We start from the raw sequence: 16813 nt of genomic DNA, 5'->3' as shown, positions 1-16813 counted from the left end.
TTTTCGAGACAGAGAGCGGCACTGGCCGCGAAGGAGGCGACAGTCATGTCGAAGAACGCCAAGATCGCCGCGGGCGGTGTGGCGGTCGGGCTCATCCTGCTGATCTGGCTGCCCTGGTGGGCATCGCTCCTGATCATCCTGGGAGTCCCGGCCGCCGCGTACCTCACGCTGGACCCAGCCCAGCGGCGCAGGCTGCGCCGCGCCACCCGCAAGGAGCTCGGCCGCTGAGGCGCTGACCCGGTGCGCCCGGCCGCGCCGCGGCGACCCGACCGAACGAACTCGGCTCGGCCCATCCTGCTCGGCTGGGCCCGACCTGCTCGGCTGGGCCCGACCCGGCTCAGTTCGGCCGTACGGCCATCTTGTCCAGTGCTTCGAGGAGACCCGGCAGTTCCGGCCCCCGGCCCACCGGCAGGACCTCGCCGGGTTCCTCGTCGAGCAGGACGAAAGCGATGTCGTCGGTCCGGGCGACGAGCGACCAGCCTGGACCGTCGGCCCGCAGGGTGCGGGCGTCGCCCGGCGCGAAGGACGACCGGACCCGGCCCAGCGGCGGCGGCGAGTCGATGTAGGTGCGTACCTCCGCGAGCACGCGCCGGATGCCGCTGTGGCCACCCCTCTGCCCGCTCTCCCCGCGTCCGTCCGGGCCGTCGGCAGCCTCGCCCCCGTCCTCGGACGTCGTCCCCGCGGCCGCCCCCGTGGGGAACTCCGCGTCGTCGACCTGCTCCCGCCACGTCGCCCACTGCAACGCGATCTCGTCGGCGCCCAGGCGCCGCTGGGCCGGGCCCCACACGGTGGTGTCCGGCGGAGCCAGCGGAGGCCGGTCGTCGGCCTCCGGGTCCGGATCGTGCGGCGCGGGCACGCCGGGGGCCGCAACGGCAACCGCGAGAGGCCAGCCGGGCAGGGCCGCGACGACCGTGCGCTCGTCGGGCGACAGCTCGTACTCCATGCCGCAGTCCCAGGACGCGATCGCGACGGCCACCAGCGAGACGTCGTCGATGGCCACCGTCCACCGCGCGCCCTCGCCGTCCTGGCCGAGTACCAGCCCGTACCCGTCGGCGAGTGGTGCGAGACCGAGCGCCGCGCATGCCTCGGGGTAGTCGTCGCCCAGCACGCTCGGGAACTTCGCCGGCGTCAGCAGCACCGCCGTCAGCACATAGAGCGCATCGTCCTCGGCGGCGACGGCTTCCTCGTCCGTCCCGGCCATCCCAGCCTCCCCATCGGTTCGTCCCCGGCGCGCACCCTAGTGCGCCCGCAAGCCCCTTGTCACTGCCTCGCCTGCGCACGCGGACCTGCAGTTTTCCGGCGGACGGGGCGAATCGGCCTTCCGCTCGGTGCGCATCAAGCAGCCGGCAGCCCGAGCAAATCGCGGGCCACGGTCTCCGGCGACCCGCCGCGTTCCCGGGCGAGCGCGATCACGGCGCGGCAGGCCAGCTCGTTCACGCCGAACGACAGCGCCTCGGGCGACACCCAGCCCGCTGCCTCGTCGGCCCGCTCCCGGTCGTCGTCCGCGCAGGCCGTGACATAGGCCGCCGCGGCCTCGAAGAGATTGTGCGGGCGTTTGTCCGCACCGGCCTTCTGCTCCGTTCGCAAGACATCGGCGACCCTTCCCCCGGCTTTGCGGAACCTGCCCCACATGCTGACCACCCGTCCCCTGCGCACCTGCCGTGCCTCGTCGTTCATCTCCTCGCCACCAACGTAAAGTTGGAGAACCTGTGGCAGAAGGGGGACGGCACGGTGAAGCGCTTCTCGCGGCTCGAACAGATCCGCCGGATGGACCCGCACGTGCAGGCGACCGAGATCTACCGGCTCAGCGTGGCGTACGAGTTCCCCTGGGACTTCACACGGGCCCTGGAGCTGGCCCTGTACCGCACCTACGCCGTCCCGGGCATCGGCCGGCTGCTGGCGCGCACGGGGGAGCTCACGGACCGGACGCAGAAGCGCTACGACGACACCTCGCTGCTCCTGGACACCATCGTCGAGCACGGCTTCGGCAGCGACCAGGGCAGGACGGCGATCCGCCGCATCAACCAGATGCACCGCAGCTACGACATCAGCGACGACGACATGCGCTACGTGCTGTGCACCTTCGTCGTGATGCCCAAACGGTGGATCGACGCCTACGGCTGGCGCAGGATGTCACGCCACGAGACCGTCGCGAGCGCCGTCCACTACCGCACCCTGGGCCGGCACATGGGGATCAAGGACATCCCCGAGACCTACGAGGAGTTCGACACCTGCCTCGACACCTACGAGGCAGCCCACTTCGCCTGGGACGAGGACGCCCGGCGCGTCTCGGACGCCACACTCGACCTGATGGCCTCCTGGTACCCCGGCCCGCTCGCACCCCTGCTGCGCACCACGACCCTCGCCCTGCTCGACGACTCGCTGCTGCGCACCTTCCGCTACACCCCGCCGCACGCCACCACGCGCGCGTGGGTGCGTCGGGCGATGCGGCTGCGGGGCCGCGCCGTCCGCCTGCTGCCGCCCCGGCGCGCCCCGCATTTCGCCCGCCAGAACTGGGAGATCAAGGGCTACCCGTACGGCTACCGGATCGCCGATCTGGGCACCCGCCCGGTCCCGGGCGTCCGGGGCTGTCCCGTGCGGCGCGCGGCCGCGGACGCCGAGGGCGGGTGACGGGGCACGTCAGTCCTCGCGCGCGGCGAGCGCCAGGAAACGGGCGTCCTCGTCGACGTAGGAGGTCAGGCACCACCCGGAACCAGCCAGCAGCGGACGGAGGTTGGGCTCGGCGCGCAGATCGTCCGGGGTGATCGAGCGGCCGTGGCGTGCCGCGAGGGCCGCCCTGCCGATCGGGTGGAACAGCGCGAGCACACCACCCGGGCGTACCACGCGCGCCAGCTCCCGAAGGTCCTCGGCCGGGCTTTCGAGGTGCGAGATGAGACCCGCCCCGAACACGGCGTCCAGCGACCCCGAGCGCAGGGGCAGCGCGGCGACATCTGTGAGCAGCAACTGCCCGTCACGGTCCCGGCCGGCCCGCACGGCCTCCCGCAGCATGGCGGGCGTGAGGTCGACCCCGAGGACCACTCCCGCGGCACCCACGGCGGCACGCAGCGGCGGCAGGGCGCGGCCGGTGCCGCATCCCGCGTCGAGCACCCGGTCACCCGCCCGCAGCCCGAGCTCGGCGACGGCGGCGGCGTAGGCCGGACCGTCATCGGGGAACCGGCTGTCCCAGTCGGCGGCGCGGGCGGTGAAGAACTCCTGGACACGCGTCTGCTCGTCGCTCATGTCCTGCATGATTCCGCACCTGCACGGCGGACGCCTCACCGGCACGGATGACGCCTCAGTGCACATGTTCGAGCGTGACCCGATCGTTCCGGTGCATCCTTGCGCCATATTCCAGCACCTTTCGAACTGCGCCCCGTTCGAGCACCCCTGCCGGGTCTAGCGTCCCGGGGCCATGGGACACCTGGACCACGCAGCCCTGGGGTGGCTGACCCCCGCACTGTCGTACGTGATGGCCTGCATAGGCGCCGCGCTCGGTCTGCGCTGCACCGTCCGAGCGCTCGCCACCACCGGGCGCTCGCGCCGCAACTGGCTCGTCACCGCCGCCTCGGCGATCGGCACCGGCATCTGGACCATGCACTTCGTGGCGATGCTCGGCTTCGCCGTCGCCGGTACCGACATCCGCTACGACGTGCCGCTCACTCTGCTGAGCCTGCTCGTCGCCATGGTCGTCGTCTGCGCCGGCGTCTTCGCCGTCGGCTACGGCAGGGACCGCGGCCGGGCCCTGTTCGTCGGCGGGCTCACCACCGGCCTCGGGGTGGCCAGCATGCATTACCTGGGGATGGCCGCGGTCCGGCTGCACGGCGACGTGACCTACGACCCGCTGCTCGTCGGACTCTCCGTCCTGATCGCCGTCGTCGCGGCGACGGCGGCCCTGTGGGCGGCCCTCAACATCAAGTCGGCCGTGGCGGTCACCATCGCGTCCCTGATCATGGGCGCGGCCGTCAGCAGCATGCACTACACCGGGATGTTCGCGGTGGGCGTGCGCGTCACGCCCTCCGCGGAGGCCCTGCCCGGGGCCACGGCGATGCAGTTCATCTTCCCCCTCGCTGTCGGCCTCGGCTCCTATCTCTTCCTGACCTCGGCTTTCGTCGCACTGTCGCCGACGGCGGGAGAACGCGCGGCGTCGGCCTCGGCCCAGCGGCCGGTGCAGAGCGCCGCCCCTTAGCCGCGGAGCCGACCACCGGCCGCGGTGACGGCCCGGCCGATGCGGCGCACGACACCTCGCGGTCAAGGGACGGTGCACCAGACCCTCAGGAGCGCCAACGGTTGTGAGGGCCGGTCCCCAGAGCCAGTGGTCCCCAGAGCCAGTGTTCAGCAGGGCCAGTGGTCAGCAGGGCCAGTGGTCCCCAGAGCCAGTGTTCAGCAGGGCCAGTGGTCAGCAGGGCCGGCACCAGCGCGAGTTCGGCAGAGGCGATGGCCCGGGCCGGCCAGCGGCCCGGTTGCGGCGTCCGGCCACAGCTTGAACGGCCGGCCCCGGCCCGGCCCGCTCCGAGCCGCACGGTGAGCTCTCCGCCCGACGGCGCTCCCGCGGTCCCGTACGAGACTCCCCCGCCCCGCCCCGCCGCCGGTCCCAACGCCCCGACCCACTCCGAGCGAGGAGTCCATGCGAACACCCCGTAGGACCCCCACAGCCGGCGCCGAGGCGCCGTCCCCTCCCGTGCGCGGCCGCCGTGCGCATGCCGGACCACCGGCCGACGAGGACCCTGGCACAGCCTCGGGCGGCACGCCGGCAGCGCCGCCCCCGCGCGCGGAGGGCTGGCACATACGCCCCCGCACCGTCCGCGCCAAGATCGTGTGCCTGCTGATGGTGCCGGTCGTCTCCCTCCTGGCCCTGTGGGCCTACGCCACCGTCACCACCGCCCAGGACGTCTCCCGGCTCCGGCAGGTACAGCGCGTCGACGCCACGGTCCGCGCCCCCGTCTCCGCCGCCGTCGCCGCCCTCCAGGCCGAACGCGCGGCCGCCGTACGCCACGCCACCGACCCGTCCGCCGTCCGAACCGGCGAACTGGAAGAGCTCGCCCGGCGCACCGACCGGGCCGTCGCGAAACTGCGGCTCGGCAAGGACACCACCGTCGCCGACAGCGGGGAACTGCCCGCCGGAGTCGCCCAGCGGCTGAAGGACTTCGTCACCGGTGCCGGCCAACTGCCGGAGCTGCGCACCGCGGTTCAGGACCGGCGCGCAGACTGGGCCGAGACGTACGACCGCTACACCCGGACCATCTCGGCGGCCTTCGGCGTCGGCGGCGCCCTAACCGGCATCCGGGACGCCGACCTCGGCTCCGACGCCCGTGTGCTCCTCGAATTCGCCCGCGCGGGCGAGGCACTGGCCCAGGAGGACGCGATGCTGGGGAGCGCCCGCCTGGACGGCGCCCTGACCGGGGAGCGGCTCCGGCTCTTCACCGGCGCCGTCGACCTGCGCCGCACGCTCACCGAGTCGGCCGTGGCGGACCTGAGCGGCACCGAGCGCTCCGCATGGGACGCCCTCGCCGACAGCAGCGCCTACACCGGCCTGAGCGACGCCGAGAACGGAGTCCTCGCCGGCGGGCCCGGCTCCAAGGCGGTCGACGCGGCACCCGAGAGCACCTGGAACACGGCCCACGCGCGCGTGCAGGACGGCATGCGCGTCATCGAGGACGACGCGGCACGCGGCGTCGCGGAACGGGCCGACCCGTTCACCCGGGGACTGCTCACCCCGGCCGGCGCCGCCGTGCTGCTCGGTCTCGCCGCCGTCGCCGCCTCGCTCGTCATCTCCGTACGCATCGGACGCGGCCTCGTGGTCGAACTGGTCAGCCTGCGCAACAGCGCCCTGGAGATCGCCCGGCGCAAACTGCCCGACGCCATGCGGAAACTGCGCGCGGGAGAGGAGATCGACATCCGGGCCGAAGCCCCGCCGGGAGCGCCCGCGGAGGACGAGACCGGGCAGGTCGCGGAGGCCCTCGGCACCGTGCACCGCGCCGCACTGCGGGCCGCCGTGGAACGCGCCGAACTCGCCAGCGGCATCTCCGGCGTCTTCGTCAATCTCGCCCGCCGCAGCCAGATCCTCGTCCACCGGCAGCTGGCCCTCCTCGACAGTATGGAACGCCGCTCCGACGACCCGAACGAGTTGAGCGACCTCTTCCGCCTCGACCACCTGACCACCCGCATGCGGCGCCATGCGGAGAGCCTGATCATCCTCTCCGGAGCCGCCCCCGGCCGGGCGTGGCGCATGCCGGTCTCCCTCACGAACGTGGTCCGCGCGGCCGTATCCGAAGTGGAGGACTACGCGCGCGTGGAGGTTCGCCAGCTTCCCGAGGCCGCCGTGGCCGGCGCGGCCGTCGCCGACCTCACGCACCTGCTGGCCGAGATCATCGAGAACGCCGCCCAGTTCTCCCCGCCCCACACGCGCGTGCGCGTCACCGGAGAGCCCGTCGGCAACGGCTACGCCGTAGAGGTCGAGGACCGCGGCCTCGGCATGGGCAAGGAGACCCTCGACGAAGCCAACCGCCGCATCGCCCAGTCCGAGGCGCTCGACCTGTTCGACAGTGACCGGCTCGGCCTGTTCGTGGTCAGCAGGCTCGCCGCCCGGCACGACGTCAAGGTTCACCTGAGGACGTCCCCGTACGGCGGCACCACTGCGGTCGTCCTGCTGCCCACCGCCCTGCTCCACACCGGCGCGGCGGAACGAACCCCCGAAGCGGCGCAGCCCGCGCGACAGCCCGGAGAGCGCGCCTACGCGCGCGTGCCCGACGACACCCTCCTCCAGGACGCCGTCCCGGCCCAGGCCGACCGGCGCGCCCTCGTGGCCCCCGTACCGCCCCCCACGGAGCCCGGGACCCTGGGCCGTGCGGACAGCTCGTATACCGCGGACACCTCGCGTCACACGGACGGGCCGCGCCATCAGGAGACCCCGAGCCAGACCCCACCTCCAGGAGTCGCCACCTTGCGACTGCACCGCGAGCCGCAGCAGCCCGAAGACTCCGACGACCTGCCGCGCCGCGTACGACAGGCCAGCCTCGCTCCGCAACTGCGCAACAAGCGTCCCGAAGAGCAGTCGTCGGCGCCCCCTTCCCGGGACGACGAGCGCACCCCCGAACTCGTACGGGACCGCATGGCGGCCTACCGCTCCGGATGGGCGCGCGGCGGCGGCAGGCACCCCGGCCGCGGCACCACCCCGGGCCCAGTGACGGGCAGCGACAGCAGCGAAGGAGACCCCGCATGATCCAGGATCCGAGCACACAGTCCACCCGGCACTCCGGTGAACTCGACTGGCTGCTGGACGATCTGGTGCTCCGCGTGAGCGACGTCCGGCACGCGGTGGTGCTGTCCAACGACGGTCTCGCCGTGGGCGCCTCGACCGGCCTGCGCCGTGAGGACGCCGAGCACCTCGCCGCCGTCGCCTCGGGTTTCCACAGCCTCGCCAAGGGCGCGGGACGGCACTTCGGCGCCGGAGGGGTTCGCCAGACCATGGTGGAGATGGACGAGGGCTTCCTGTTCGTGGCCGCCGCGGGCGACGGATCCTGCCTGGCCCTCCTCACCGCCGTCACCGCCGACATCGGTCTCGTGGCCTATGAGATGGCCCGCCTGGTCAAACGCGTCGGCGAGCACCTCGGCACCGCGCCCCGTACGGCCGCGCAGCCCCCCGCCGCAGGATGAACCGGGAGAACGGTCCGCGCAGATGACCGAGGACATGACGGGCGCCCCCCGCGAGCAGGGCAGCCAGTGGTACGACAACGAGGCCGGCCCGCTCGTCCGCCCCTACGCGATGACCGGCGGACGCACCCGGCCCGGCCCCACCGGCGTTCGGTTCGACCTGATCGCCCTGGTCACGCTGGACCCGGGCGCCCCCGGAGTGGAGGACGCACCGCTCGGCCCGGAACACCGCAACCTCCTGGACCTGTGCCGCCCGGAGACCCAGTCGGTCGCCGAACTCGCCGCCGGCGCGGATCTGCCCGTCGGCGTGGTCAGGGTGCTCCTCGGTGATCTCCTGGAACTCGGCTGTGTCACCGTCAGCCGTCCCGTACCACCGGCGCAGCTGCCCGACGAACGCATCCTGCGCGAGGTGATCGAGGGGCTGAGAGCGCTGTAGCCCCCAACTCCCAGGCCGCGAAGGGCTACGTCCCAAGGCCCGCAGCCCAGAGCCCCAAATCCCAACGTCCCGAAGCCCCACCGGTCCACACCACCCAGAGCACCCAGAGCACTCACGCACTCACCACACCGGCACTCCTGAGAGAAGTGATCAATGGTCTCCGAGCACTCCGACGCCCCGGACGGCGAGAGCGCCGCCCTGGCGCTGAAGATTCTGGTCGCCGGCGGATTCGGCGTGGGCAAGACCACCCTGGTGGGCGCCGTCAGCGAGATCCGGCCGCTGCGCACCGAGGAACTCCTCAGCGAAGCAGGCCAGTCGGTGGACGACACCGACGGCGTGGACCACAAGACCACCACGACCGTCGCCATGGACTTCGGACGCATCACCATCCGGTCCGGTCTGTCCCTGTACCTTTTCGGCACCCCGGGCCAGGACCGGTTCTGGTTCTTGTGGGACGAGTTGTCGCAGGGTGCGCTCGGCGCGGTCGTCCTCGCTGACACCCGACGCCTGGAGGACTGCTTCCCCGCCGTCGACTACTTCGAGCACCGGCGCATCCCCTTCGTCGTGGCGGTCAACTGCTTCGCGGGCGCACGGCGGCACGGGGCCCCGGACGTCTCACGCGCACTCGACCTCGACAGGGGCACACCCGTGGTGCTGTGCGACGCCCGGGACCGCGACTCGGGTAAGGAGGTGCTGATCCGGCTCGTCGAGTACGCCGGGCGGATGCACACCGCCCGGCTGCTCGACTCGGTCGGCTGACCGCGGACCAGGGGTCCTCTCGCGGTCAGTTCGCGACGTCCCGCTCCGCCAGCACCCTGTCGACGGCGACACGGACGAGGAGTTCGCCGGGGACGCCGTTGCGCGCGCCGAACTCCTCGGCGCGCTCCTCGCCCATGTACCGGGCACCGATCCGGGTGGCCCAGTGCCGGACCTCGTCGAGGTCGTCCGAGACCCGGGCACGGCCCCGCAGCACCACGAACGAGTACGGCGGCCGGTCGTCGTCCACGCACAGGGCGATCCGGCCGTCCCGGAGGATGTTGCGCCCCTTCACGCTGTCCTTGCCGGTGTTGAACACCACCTCGTCCCCGTCCAGCAGGAACCAGATCGGGGTCACGTGCGGGCTGCCGTCCGCCCGGACCGTGGACAGCTTCGCGGTGCGGGTGCCGTGGGAGACGAACTCCCGCCATTGCGCGTCGGTCATCTTCTCTGCCATGGCTCCCATCCTCCTTGCCCCGGCCGCGGTCGTGGGGAAGGCTGAGATGGAGATCCTCCGGCCAGGAGGGGAATCACACGGGGAGAAAACGGGGAGACCGGAAGATGGCGCAGAACCAGGGACTCGACTGGCTGCTGGACGACCTGACCGAGCGCGTCCACGAAGTGCGGCACGCACTCGTCCTGTCCAACGACGGCCTGGTGACCGGCGCGAGCACCGGACTGCGCCGCGAGGACGCCGAGCACCTCGCAGCCGTGTCATCCGGGCTGCACAGTTTGGCCAAGGGCTCCGGACGGCACTTCGGCGCGGGCAACGTCCGCCAGACGATGATCGAGTTCGACGACGCGGTACTTTTCGTCACCGCGGCCGGGACGGGCAGCTGTCTGTGCGTACTCAGCGGCGCCGAAGCCGACATCGGCCAGATCGCCTACGAGATGACACTGCTGGTCAACCGGGTCGGCGAGCACCTCGACGTGGACGCACGCCAGCCCGAGCCAAAATCGATCGCGGACCTCTGACCTGCACGTTCGTCACCCCCGTGGAGTTATCCACAGGCTCGCGCCGCGATCCGCCGAACCGGCTACGGTTTTTTCACGGCGATCGCGGACGGCGGCCGCATACGGCGACCGCGCACAGCGATCGCGTACAGCGACCGCACACGGCAGTGAGCCGCTGACTCTGACTCCACGGGGGAGACCGACCATGTCACGTACCGGCACGACCACAGACCGCCTCACCTGCGCCCCGAGCCGGGCCGCCCGGGAACTGGACCTGAAGCGGGGGGAGTTCGACCTCGCGGTGAATCTGGGGCTCATCCGGACCGTTCCCGACGAAGGAGGCGGGGGCCGGCGCGTCGCCCGGGCCGAGATCGACCGGCTGCGCTCCGGGGAGGGTTTTCCGGACACCCTGCGCCGGCGCGTCGCGACCGTCGGTACCACCGAAGGCGCCCGGCTCATGGAGGTGGCACCCACCAGGTTCACGAGCCTCGCGCGCTACGGCCTGCTCGTCCCGGTGACCTTCTACCTCAACCGCTATCGGACCGTCGTCTGGCTGTACCTGGCCGAAGAGCTGCGGCAGTTCGCGGCAGAGAGGAGCAACGCCCCGTTGCTGAACGCCCGTCGCACGTCCGTCGAGATCAGGGAAGGGCTGAAGGCCGGAATGGACCGGCGGCCGCGCAACTGGCGGGGGCGTCACGTCGGGTTCCTGACCCGGGACGCGGGCGACGACCCCTGGGCCCGCGCGGCAGCGGTCGCCTGTCTCCTCGACCCGGCCGACGTGGGGGACGTCGTCCCGGACCCCGGCGAGCGTGCCCTCCTGGCCGGCCGCCGCCCACGGCTCCCGGCGCACGGCGCACCGGGTTCGGCCACCGCCGAGCTGGCGGAGAAGCTGATGACGGCGAGCGAGCCGGACGAAGTGTCCTGGTTCCGCGCTGACCTGGCCCACACGATGGCGGAGGCCCGCCGCCGGCGCCCCGTGGCGGAAGCTCTCCCCCCGACACCTCCGCCCGTACCCCGACCGCCCGCGCCGGGCCCGGCCCCGGCCTGGGTGGCGGAGCGGCCCGCACCCCCCGGGCCCACCCCTCCCCGCGGCCTGCTGAGCTGGCTCCGCCGCAGAGGCCGTCGGCCGGCCGGGTGACCCCCGCGGTACGGCGTCACCGCTGGTGGGCCCGCTGACCGATGAGTTTCCGGATGCGCCCGGGTCCTTCCCTGAGGAGACTGTCCCCGGGAGGCGATCATGTTCGGTACGACAAAGGCGTTCAGCTGGTTCTCGGTGGACGACATCGAGGCCGCCAGGGCGTTCTACGCCGACACGCTCGGGCTCCGCGTGTCGGAGGAGAACGGGATGCTGATCCTGCACCTCGCGGGTGACCGGGACACCCTGGTCTACCCCAAGCCGGACCACACGCCGGCCACGTTCACCATCCTCAACTTCCCGGTCGACGACATCGAGGCCGCGGTCGACGAGCTGGCGGGGAAAGGGGTGCGCTTCGAGCGCTACGACCACCTCAAGACGGACGACAAGGGCATCTTCCGCGGCGGTGGCCCGCTGATCGCCTGGTTCACCGACCCCGCGGGGAACGTGCTGTCCGTCCTCCAGGAATCCTGACCCACCGGCCGTGCCCGAGCTCCCCGACGTCGAGGGCTTCCGGCAGGTGCTCCAGTCCTGTGCGAAGGGACGCGTCATCCGACGCGTCGAGGTGCGGGACCCGGGCGTCCTGCACGGGGTCGACGCCGGGGGACTGCGGGACGCGCTGGAGGGGCGGCGGTTCGGCGCGCCGCAGCGGCACGGCAAGTGGTTGCTGGCCCGCACCGGCGGCCCCACCCTCGCACTGCACTTCGGCATGACGGGGCGGCTGGTGTGCGGGCGGGCCGATGATCCCGTCGAGGCTCATGACCGAGTCCTGTTCACCTTGGGTGCCGGTCGCCAGCTGCGCTTCCGTGACCAGCGCAAGCTGCATGGGCTCTGGCTGGCCCACGACGAATCCGATGTGCAGCGGCTGCTGCGGGGGCAGGGGCCCGACGCCCTGGCGGTGGACCGTGCGGAGTTCGAGGAGGTGCTCTCATCGCGCCGCGGGCATCTCAAGACGGCCCTCACCGACCAGTCCGTTCTCGCCGGCCTCGGCAATCTGCTCGCCGACGAGATCCTGTGGCGGGCCCGGCTGCGCCCCGACCGGGGAGCACGGGACCTGACCCAGGAGGACCGCCGACGCCTCTTCAGCGAGATGCGGCGCACCCTGCGCTCATCCGTCACCGCCGGCTGCGTGCCCCCGCGTGACACCTGGCTCACCGGCCACCGGGACGACCGGGACCCGAGGTGCCCGCGCTGCGGCACGGACCTGCGCAGGTCCCGTATGGCCGGGCGGGGAACGGTGTGGTGTCCCCGGTGCCAGCCGGAGGCATGACCCGATCAGACACAGGTCGGACGGGTCGGACAACCAGGCCGCCCGCCGTGCGATCGGCAGGTCAGGGCGCCGCCGCGGTCTCGCGTTCCTCGTCCGGAGCCACCAGCGACTGCGTGAACGGAATCCGCGCCAGTGCGAGAACCCCTGCGGCGATCAGCGCGACGCCGAACAGCTGGGGCACCAGCCACCACCCGGAGCGGATGGTCTCCTCGTACAGGGTGATGCCGAGGGCGAGGCTCACCAGGGCGTCGCCGAGGGTGAGCGCGGGCTGCGAGGCCACGAGCGGACCGGCCTGCATGGCGTTCTCCAGCAGGAACAGGGCGCACACACCGGTGGCGGCGAAGGCGTAGGTCTGCCAGGCGGTGAGAAAGCCCACCAGGCCCTGATCGTCGAGGATGTGGGTGGCCGCCTTCATCAGTGCGGCGGTCATGGCGTAGCTGATCGCCGTCGCGGCCCCGAGGCAGGCGGCCCGGGCCCGGCCCTCCGGGCGCCGGAGGGCGGCGAGAGCCAGGGCGATGACCGCCCCCGCGCACACGGCGAGCGCGGGAATCCAGCGGTCCAGCGCCACCTGCGTACGGTTCCCGGCGGGGGCGGCAGCGGCGAGCGCGACCGCCAGACCCGCCACCACCACGGCGACGGCCAGCCAGCCCCTGCCCGGGAGGTGCCGGTGCATCAGCAGCGACGCCACGATGAGGGTGAGCGGCAGCTCCAGCACGAACAACGGCTGCACGATCGTCAGCGGCCCGGTGGCCAGCGCCAGCGCCTGGCAGACGGCGGCGCCGATCACGGCGAGGATGCCGGCCAGCCAGACGGGGCGGCGCAGCAGATCGACGATCAGGCCGGCCCGCAGCCCCTGGGACGCGGGCACGGTGAGCGCCGCCTTGCGTTGCAGGACGGTCGCCACGGCGTTGCTGAAGGCCGCGCAGATCGCGAACACGACGGGGAGCACGGTGTGCAGCGTGGCCACCTCCCGGATCGGCGGGCGTGCGACGTCGGCAGTGCCTGCTCCTGCCATGGTCGCCGGATCCGGCCGGGGACGCGATCGGAACCCCGGCGCACCGAGCCCCCGCGCACAGGCCCCGATCGCCGCCCCGATCGCCGCCCCGGTATGGCGGACAGCCGGTTCAGCCCAGCTTCCGGAAGAGCCCCTCCTGCACCACGGACACGACCAGCCGGCCCTCACGGTCGTAGATCCGGCCCCGGGCCAGACCCCGGCCGCCGACCGCGATCGGCGACTCCTGGTCGTAGAGGAGCCAGTCGTCCGCGCGGAAGGGACGGTGGAACCACATCGCGTGGTCGAGCGACGCCATGTCGAAACCGCGCGGACCCCACAGCGGCTCGACGGGGATGCGGACGGCGTCCAGGAGGGTCATGTCGCTGGCGTAGGTGAGGGCGCAGGTGTGCACGAGCGGGTCGTCGCCCAGCGGCCCGACCGCGCGCATCCACACGGCGCTGCGCGGCTCGGCGTCCCGGGCCTCCTCGGCGGTCCAGCGCAGACGGTCGACGTAGCGGATGTCGAAGGGCTGGCGGCGGGCCATCCGCTCCAGCTGCTCGGGCAGCGCGCCCAGGTGCTCACGGATCTCGTCCGTCACGGTGGGCAGGGACTCCGGGTCCGGGACCTTGCGGGCGGGCGGCAGCTGGTGCTCGAAGCTGCCCTCCTCCGGCTTGTGGAAGGAGGCGGTGAGATTGAAGATCGTGCGGCCCTGCTGCACGGCCGTGACCCGGCGGGTGGTGAACGACCGCCCGTCGCGCACGTGCTCGACCTGGTACACGATCGGCACGCCCGGCCGGCCGGGGCGTAGGAAGTACGCGTGCAGCGAGTGCACGGGACGGTCGCCCTCCGTGGTGCGGCCGGCGGCGACCAGGGCCTGCCCGGCCACCTGCCCGCCGAAGACCCGCTGCAAGGACTCCTGCGGGCTGCGGCCGCGGAAGATGTTGACCTCGATCTGCTCCAGGTCGAGCAGGTCGACGAGCCTCTCGGCCGGGTTCGTCGTCATGGGTGGGATTCTCCTGTGTTCGCTGCTGCCCGGCCTGTCACAGCTGGCCGACGTCGGTGACGCGGACGATCGCGCGGCCCTCCGCGTCCGAGGCCGTGAGGTCGACCTCCGCGCTGATGCCCCAGTCGTGGTCGCCGTTCGGGTCGTGGAAGATCTGCCGGACCCGCCACAGGGCGTTCTCCGGCTCCTCCTCGATGATCAGCAGCTTGGGGCCGCGGGCGTCGGGCCCGGTGCCGAGATCTTCGTACTCGTCCCAGTACTTGTCCATCGCCTCGCCCCACGCGTCGGCGTCCCAGCCGGACTCCCCGTCCATCTCGCCCAGTTCGCCGACCTGGTCGAGGGCGGCCAGTTCCACGCGGCGGAACATGGCGTTGCGGACCAGGACGCGGAAGGCACGGGCGTTGGCGGTGACCGGCTTGACCTCGTCGGCCTTCTCCTGGGCCTCCTCGGCGGTCATCTCCGCCGGATTGGCCAGCTGCTCCCACTCGTCCAGCAGGCTGGAGTCGACCTGGCGCACCATCTCGCCCAGCCAGGCGATCAGATCCTGGAGGTCCTCGGACTTGAGGTCGTCCGGGACGGTGTGGTCCAGGGCCTTGTAGGCGCTGGCGAGGTAGCGCAGCACGATGCCCTCGGTGCGCGCCAGTTCGTAGTGGGACACCAGCTCGGTGAAGGACAGCGCCCGCTCGTACATGTCGCGGATGACCGACTTCGGCGACAGCGGATGGTCGCCGACCCAGGGGTGGCTCTTGCGGTACGTGTTGTACGCGTGGAAGAGCAGCTCCTCCAGCGGCTTGGGGTACGTGATGTCCTGGAGACGCTCCATGCGCTCCTCGTACTCGACCCCGTCCGCCTTCATCTGGGCCACGGCCTCGCCGCGCCCCTTGTTCTGCTGGGCGGCGAGGATCTGCCGCGGGTCGTCGAGCGTCGACTCCACCACGGACACCATGTCGAGCGCGTACGACGGCGATTCGGGGTCGAGCAGTTCGAACGCGGCGAGCGCGAAGGTGGACAGCGGCTGGTTGAGCGCGAAGTCCTGCTGGAGATCGACGGTGAGGCGGACGATGCGGCCGGTGGCGTCCGGCTCGTCGAGCTTCTCGACGATGCCGCCGTCCAGCAGGGACCGGTAGATCGCGATGGCCCGGCGGATGTGCCGCAACTGCTGCTTGCGCGGCTCGTGGTTGTCCTCCAGCAGCCGGCGCATCGCCTCGAAGGCGTTGCCGGGGCGGGCGATCACCGACAGCAGCATCGTGTGCGTGACACGGAACCGGGACGTCAGCGGCTCCGGCTCGGAGCCGATCAGCTTCTCGAAGGTCTGCTCCGACCAGGCGACGAAGCCCTCCGGGGCCTTCTTGCGGACGACCTTGCGGCGCTTCTTCGGGTCGTCGCCCGCCTTGGCGAGGGCCTTCTCGTTCTCGACGACATGCTCGGGCGCCTGCGCGACGACGAAGCCCTCCGTGTCGTACCCGGCCCGTCCGGCCCGGCCCGCGATCTGGTGGAACTCCCGGGCGCGCAGGGTGCGGACGCGGGTGCCGTCGTATTTGGTGAGGGCCGTGAACAACACCGTGCGGATGGGGACGTTGACGCCCACGCCGAGTGTGTCGGTGCCGCAGATGACCTTCAGCAGACCGGCCTGCGCGAGCTTCTCCACCAGACGCCGGTACTTGGGCAGCATGCCGGCGTGGTGGACGCCGATGCCGTGCCGGACGTAACGGGAGAGATTACGGCCGAACTTGGTGGTGAAGCGGAAGTTGCCGATCAGCTCGGCGATCTGCTCCTTCTCCTCCTTCGAGCACATGTTGATGCTCATCAGCGCCTGCGCCCGCTCCACGGCCTGCGCCTGAGTGAAGTGCACGATGTAGACGGGTGCCTGTCGTGCTGCCAGCAGGTCGGTGAGCGTCTCGGTGAGCGGGGTGTACCGGTACTCGTAGGAGAGCGGGACCGGCCGGGTCGCCGAGCGGACCACCGCGGTCGGGCGGTTCGTGCGGCGGGTGAGGTCCTTCTCGAAGAAGGAGACGTCGCCGAGCGTCGCCGACATCAGCACGAACTGCGCCTGCGGCAGTTCCAGGATCGGGATCTGCCAGGCCCAGCCGCGGTCGCCCTCCGCGTAGAAGTGGAACTCGTCCATCACCACCTGGCCGACGTCCGCGTCCTTGCCGTCGCGCAGCGCGATCGACGCGAGCACCTCGGCGGTGCAGCAGATGACGGGGGCGTCGGCGTTGACGGAGGCGTCGCCGGTGAGCATGCCGACGTTCTCGGTGCCGAAGATCTTGCACAGCTCGAAGAACTTCTCCGACACCAGCGCCTTGATCGGCGCCGTGTAGAAGGTGACCTCGTCCCGGGCCAGGGCCGCGAAGTGCGCGCCCGCCGCGATCATGCTCTTGCCGGAGCCGGTGGGCGTCGACACGATCACGTTCGCGCCGGAGACCACCTCGATCAGCGCCTCCTCCTGGTGGGGGTAGAGCGTGAGACCCCGCTCGCCGGCCCACGACTCGAAGGCTTCGTACAAGGCATCGGGGTCGGGGGTCCGCGGCAGCTGATCGATGAGGGTCACGCCCCCATCTTGCCTGGCCCGGTGCCCGATGCGGGAATCGGCTGCGGGCCCGAAGATCACGAAC

The 16813-nt window shown here is 72.1% G+C and carries 18 protein-coding genes; 11 read left to right on the top strand and 7 right to left on the bottom strand.

Annotated features, from left to right (window positions below; genetic code table 11):
- The first annotated feature begins 45 nt into the window (after window positions 1-45).
- Window positions 46-228: a tail-anchor membrane protein gene (locus GTY56_RS28955; RefSeq protein WP_161368261.1), complete on the top strand. Its 183-nt coding sequence runs from the start codon at window positions 46-48 to the stop codon at window positions 226-228.
- 109 nt (window positions 229-337) lie between these two features.
- Here GTY56_RS28955 and GTY56_RS28950 read toward each other — a convergent pair whose 3' ends face one another.
- Both GTY56_RS28950 and GTY56_RS28945 read right to left on the bottom strand, forming a co-directional pair.
- Window positions 338-1201 (bottom strand): hypothetical protein, encoded by an 864-nt coding sequence (locus GTY56_RS28950; RefSeq protein ID WP_161368260.1) that lies wholly within the window; start codon window positions 1199-1201, stop codon window positions 338-340.
- A gap of 134 nt (window positions 1202-1335) precedes the next feature.
- Window positions 1336-1632, bottom strand: coding sequence for a hypothetical protein (locus GTY56_RS28945; RefSeq protein ID WP_161368317.1), 297 nt, complete (start codon window positions 1630-1632; stop codon window positions 1336-1338).
- Between the two features lie 99 nt (window positions 1633-1731).
- On the opposite strand from GTY56_RS28945, the gene GTY56_RS28940 reads away from it, so the two are divergent.
- Complete coding sequence (locus tag GTY56_RS28940) at window positions 1732-2631, top strand: oxygenase MpaB family protein (RefSeq protein WP_161368316.1); 900 nt, start codon at window positions 1732-1734, stop codon at window positions 2629-2631.
- 9 nt (window positions 2632-2640) lie between these two features.
- Here GTY56_RS28940 and GTY56_RS28935 read toward each other — a convergent pair whose 3' ends face one another.
- Window positions 2641-3240, bottom strand: coding sequence for a class I SAM-dependent methyltransferase (locus tag GTY56_RS28935; RefSeq protein WP_161368259.1), 600 nt, complete (start codon window positions 3238-3240; stop codon window positions 2641-2643).
- Window positions 3241-3412: 172 nt separating this feature from the next.
- Here GTY56_RS28935 and GTY56_RS28930 point away from each other — a divergent pair, with 172 nt between their 5' ends.
- From GTY56_RS28930 to GTY56_RS28910, 5 genes are all read left to right on the top strand, one after another.
- A complete protein-coding gene (locus GTY56_RS28930; RefSeq protein ID WP_161368258.1) occupies window positions 3413-4186 on the top strand; it encodes an MHYT domain-containing protein in 774 nt (257 codons plus the stop codon).
- Window positions 4187-4624: 438 nt separating this feature from the next.
- Window positions 4625-7219 carry a sensor histidine kinase gene (locus GTY56_RS28925; RefSeq protein WP_161368257.1) on the top strand — a complete coding sequence of 865 codons (2595 nt, stop codon included), beginning with the start codon at window positions 4625-4627 and terminating at the stop codon, window positions 7217-7219.
- The gene (locus GTY56_RS28920) at window positions 7216-7653 is read left to right on the top strand and encodes a roadblock/LC7 domain-containing protein (protein ID WP_161368256.1); all 438 of its coding nucleotides are present in this window, start codon (window positions 7216-7218) and stop codon (window positions 7651-7653) included. Before GTY56_RS28925 ends, GTY56_RS28920 begins: the two co-directional genes overlap by 4 nt.
- Window positions 7654-7675: 22 nt before the next feature.
- Window positions 7676-8086, top strand: coding sequence for a DUF742 domain-containing protein (locus tag GTY56_RS28915; RefSeq protein ID WP_161368255.1), 411 nt, complete (start codon window positions 7676-7678; stop codon window positions 8084-8086).
- Between the two features lie 153 nt (window positions 8087-8239).
- Complete coding sequence (locus tag GTY56_RS28910) at window positions 8240-8845, top strand: GTP-binding protein (RefSeq protein WP_062925504.1); 606 nt, start codon at window positions 8240-8242, stop codon at window positions 8843-8845.
- Between the two features lie 25 nt (window positions 8846-8870).
- On the opposite strand, the gene GTY56_RS28905 is transcribed toward GTY56_RS28910, so the two are convergent.
- Entirely contained in the window at window positions 8871-9299 is a 429-nt protein-coding gene (locus GTY56_RS28905; protein WP_161368254.1) for a PPOX class F420-dependent oxidoreductase, read from the bottom strand.
- Between the two features lie 104 nt (window positions 9300-9403).
- Here GTY56_RS28905 and GTY56_RS28900 point away from each other — a divergent pair, with 104 nt between their 5' ends.
- From GTY56_RS28900 to GTY56_RS28885, 4 genes are all read left to right on the top strand, one after another.
- Window positions 9404-9817: a roadblock/LC7 domain-containing protein gene (locus tag GTY56_RS28900; protein WP_161368253.1), complete on the top strand. Its 414-nt coding sequence runs from the start codon at window positions 9404-9406 to the stop codon at window positions 9815-9817.
- A 184-nt stretch (window positions 9818-10001) separates the two neighbouring features.
- A complete protein-coding gene (locus tag GTY56_RS28895; protein WP_161368252.1) occupies window positions 10002-10934 on the top strand; it encodes a DUF6397 family protein in 933 nt (310 codons plus the stop codon).
- Window positions 10935-11033: 99 nt separating this feature from the next.
- A complete protein-coding gene (locus GTY56_RS28890; protein WP_161368251.1) occupies window positions 11034-11405 on the top strand; it encodes a VOC family protein in 372 nt (123 codons plus the stop codon).
- A gap of 10 nt (window positions 11406-11415) precedes the next feature.
- On the top strand, window positions 11416-12201 hold the full coding sequence (locus GTY56_RS28885; RefSeq protein ID WP_161368250.1) for a DNA-formamidopyrimidine glycosylase family protein: 786 nt from the start codon (window positions 11416-11418) through the stop codon (window positions 12199-12201).
- Window positions 12202-12262: 61 nt separating this feature from the next.
- Here GTY56_RS28885 and GTY56_RS28880 read toward each other — a convergent pair whose 3' ends face one another.
- The 3 genes from GTY56_RS28880 to GTY56_RS28870 form a co-directional block, all read right to left on the bottom strand.
- Entirely contained in the window at window positions 12263-13216 is a 954-nt protein-coding gene (locus GTY56_RS28880; protein ID WP_202510870.1) for a DMT family transporter, read from the bottom strand.
- Window positions 13217-13325: 109 nt separating this feature from the next.
- On the bottom strand, window positions 13326-14198 hold the full coding sequence (locus GTY56_RS28875) for an acyl-CoA thioesterase (RefSeq protein ID WP_033307195.1): 873 nt from the start codon (window positions 14196-14198) through the stop codon (window positions 13326-13328).
- Between the two features lie 37 nt (window positions 14199-14235).
- The gene (locus tag GTY56_RS28870; protein WP_161368249.1) at window positions 14236-16749 is read right to left on the bottom strand and encodes a DUF3516 domain-containing protein; all 2514 of its coding nucleotides are present in this window, start codon (window positions 16747-16749) and stop codon (window positions 14236-14238) included.
- Window positions 16750-16813: the final 64 nt, after the last annotated feature.

The sequence above is a fragment of the Streptomyces sp. SID5643 genome (assembly GCF_009872555.1).
In the GTDB taxonomy this organism is placed as follows: Bacteria; Actinomycetota; Actinomycetes; order Streptomycetales; family Streptomycetaceae; genus Streptomyces; species Streptomyces iakyrus.
The sequence above is the reverse complement of the archived record's forward strand: the minus strand, read 5'-3'. Positions and strand labels throughout refer to the sequence as shown.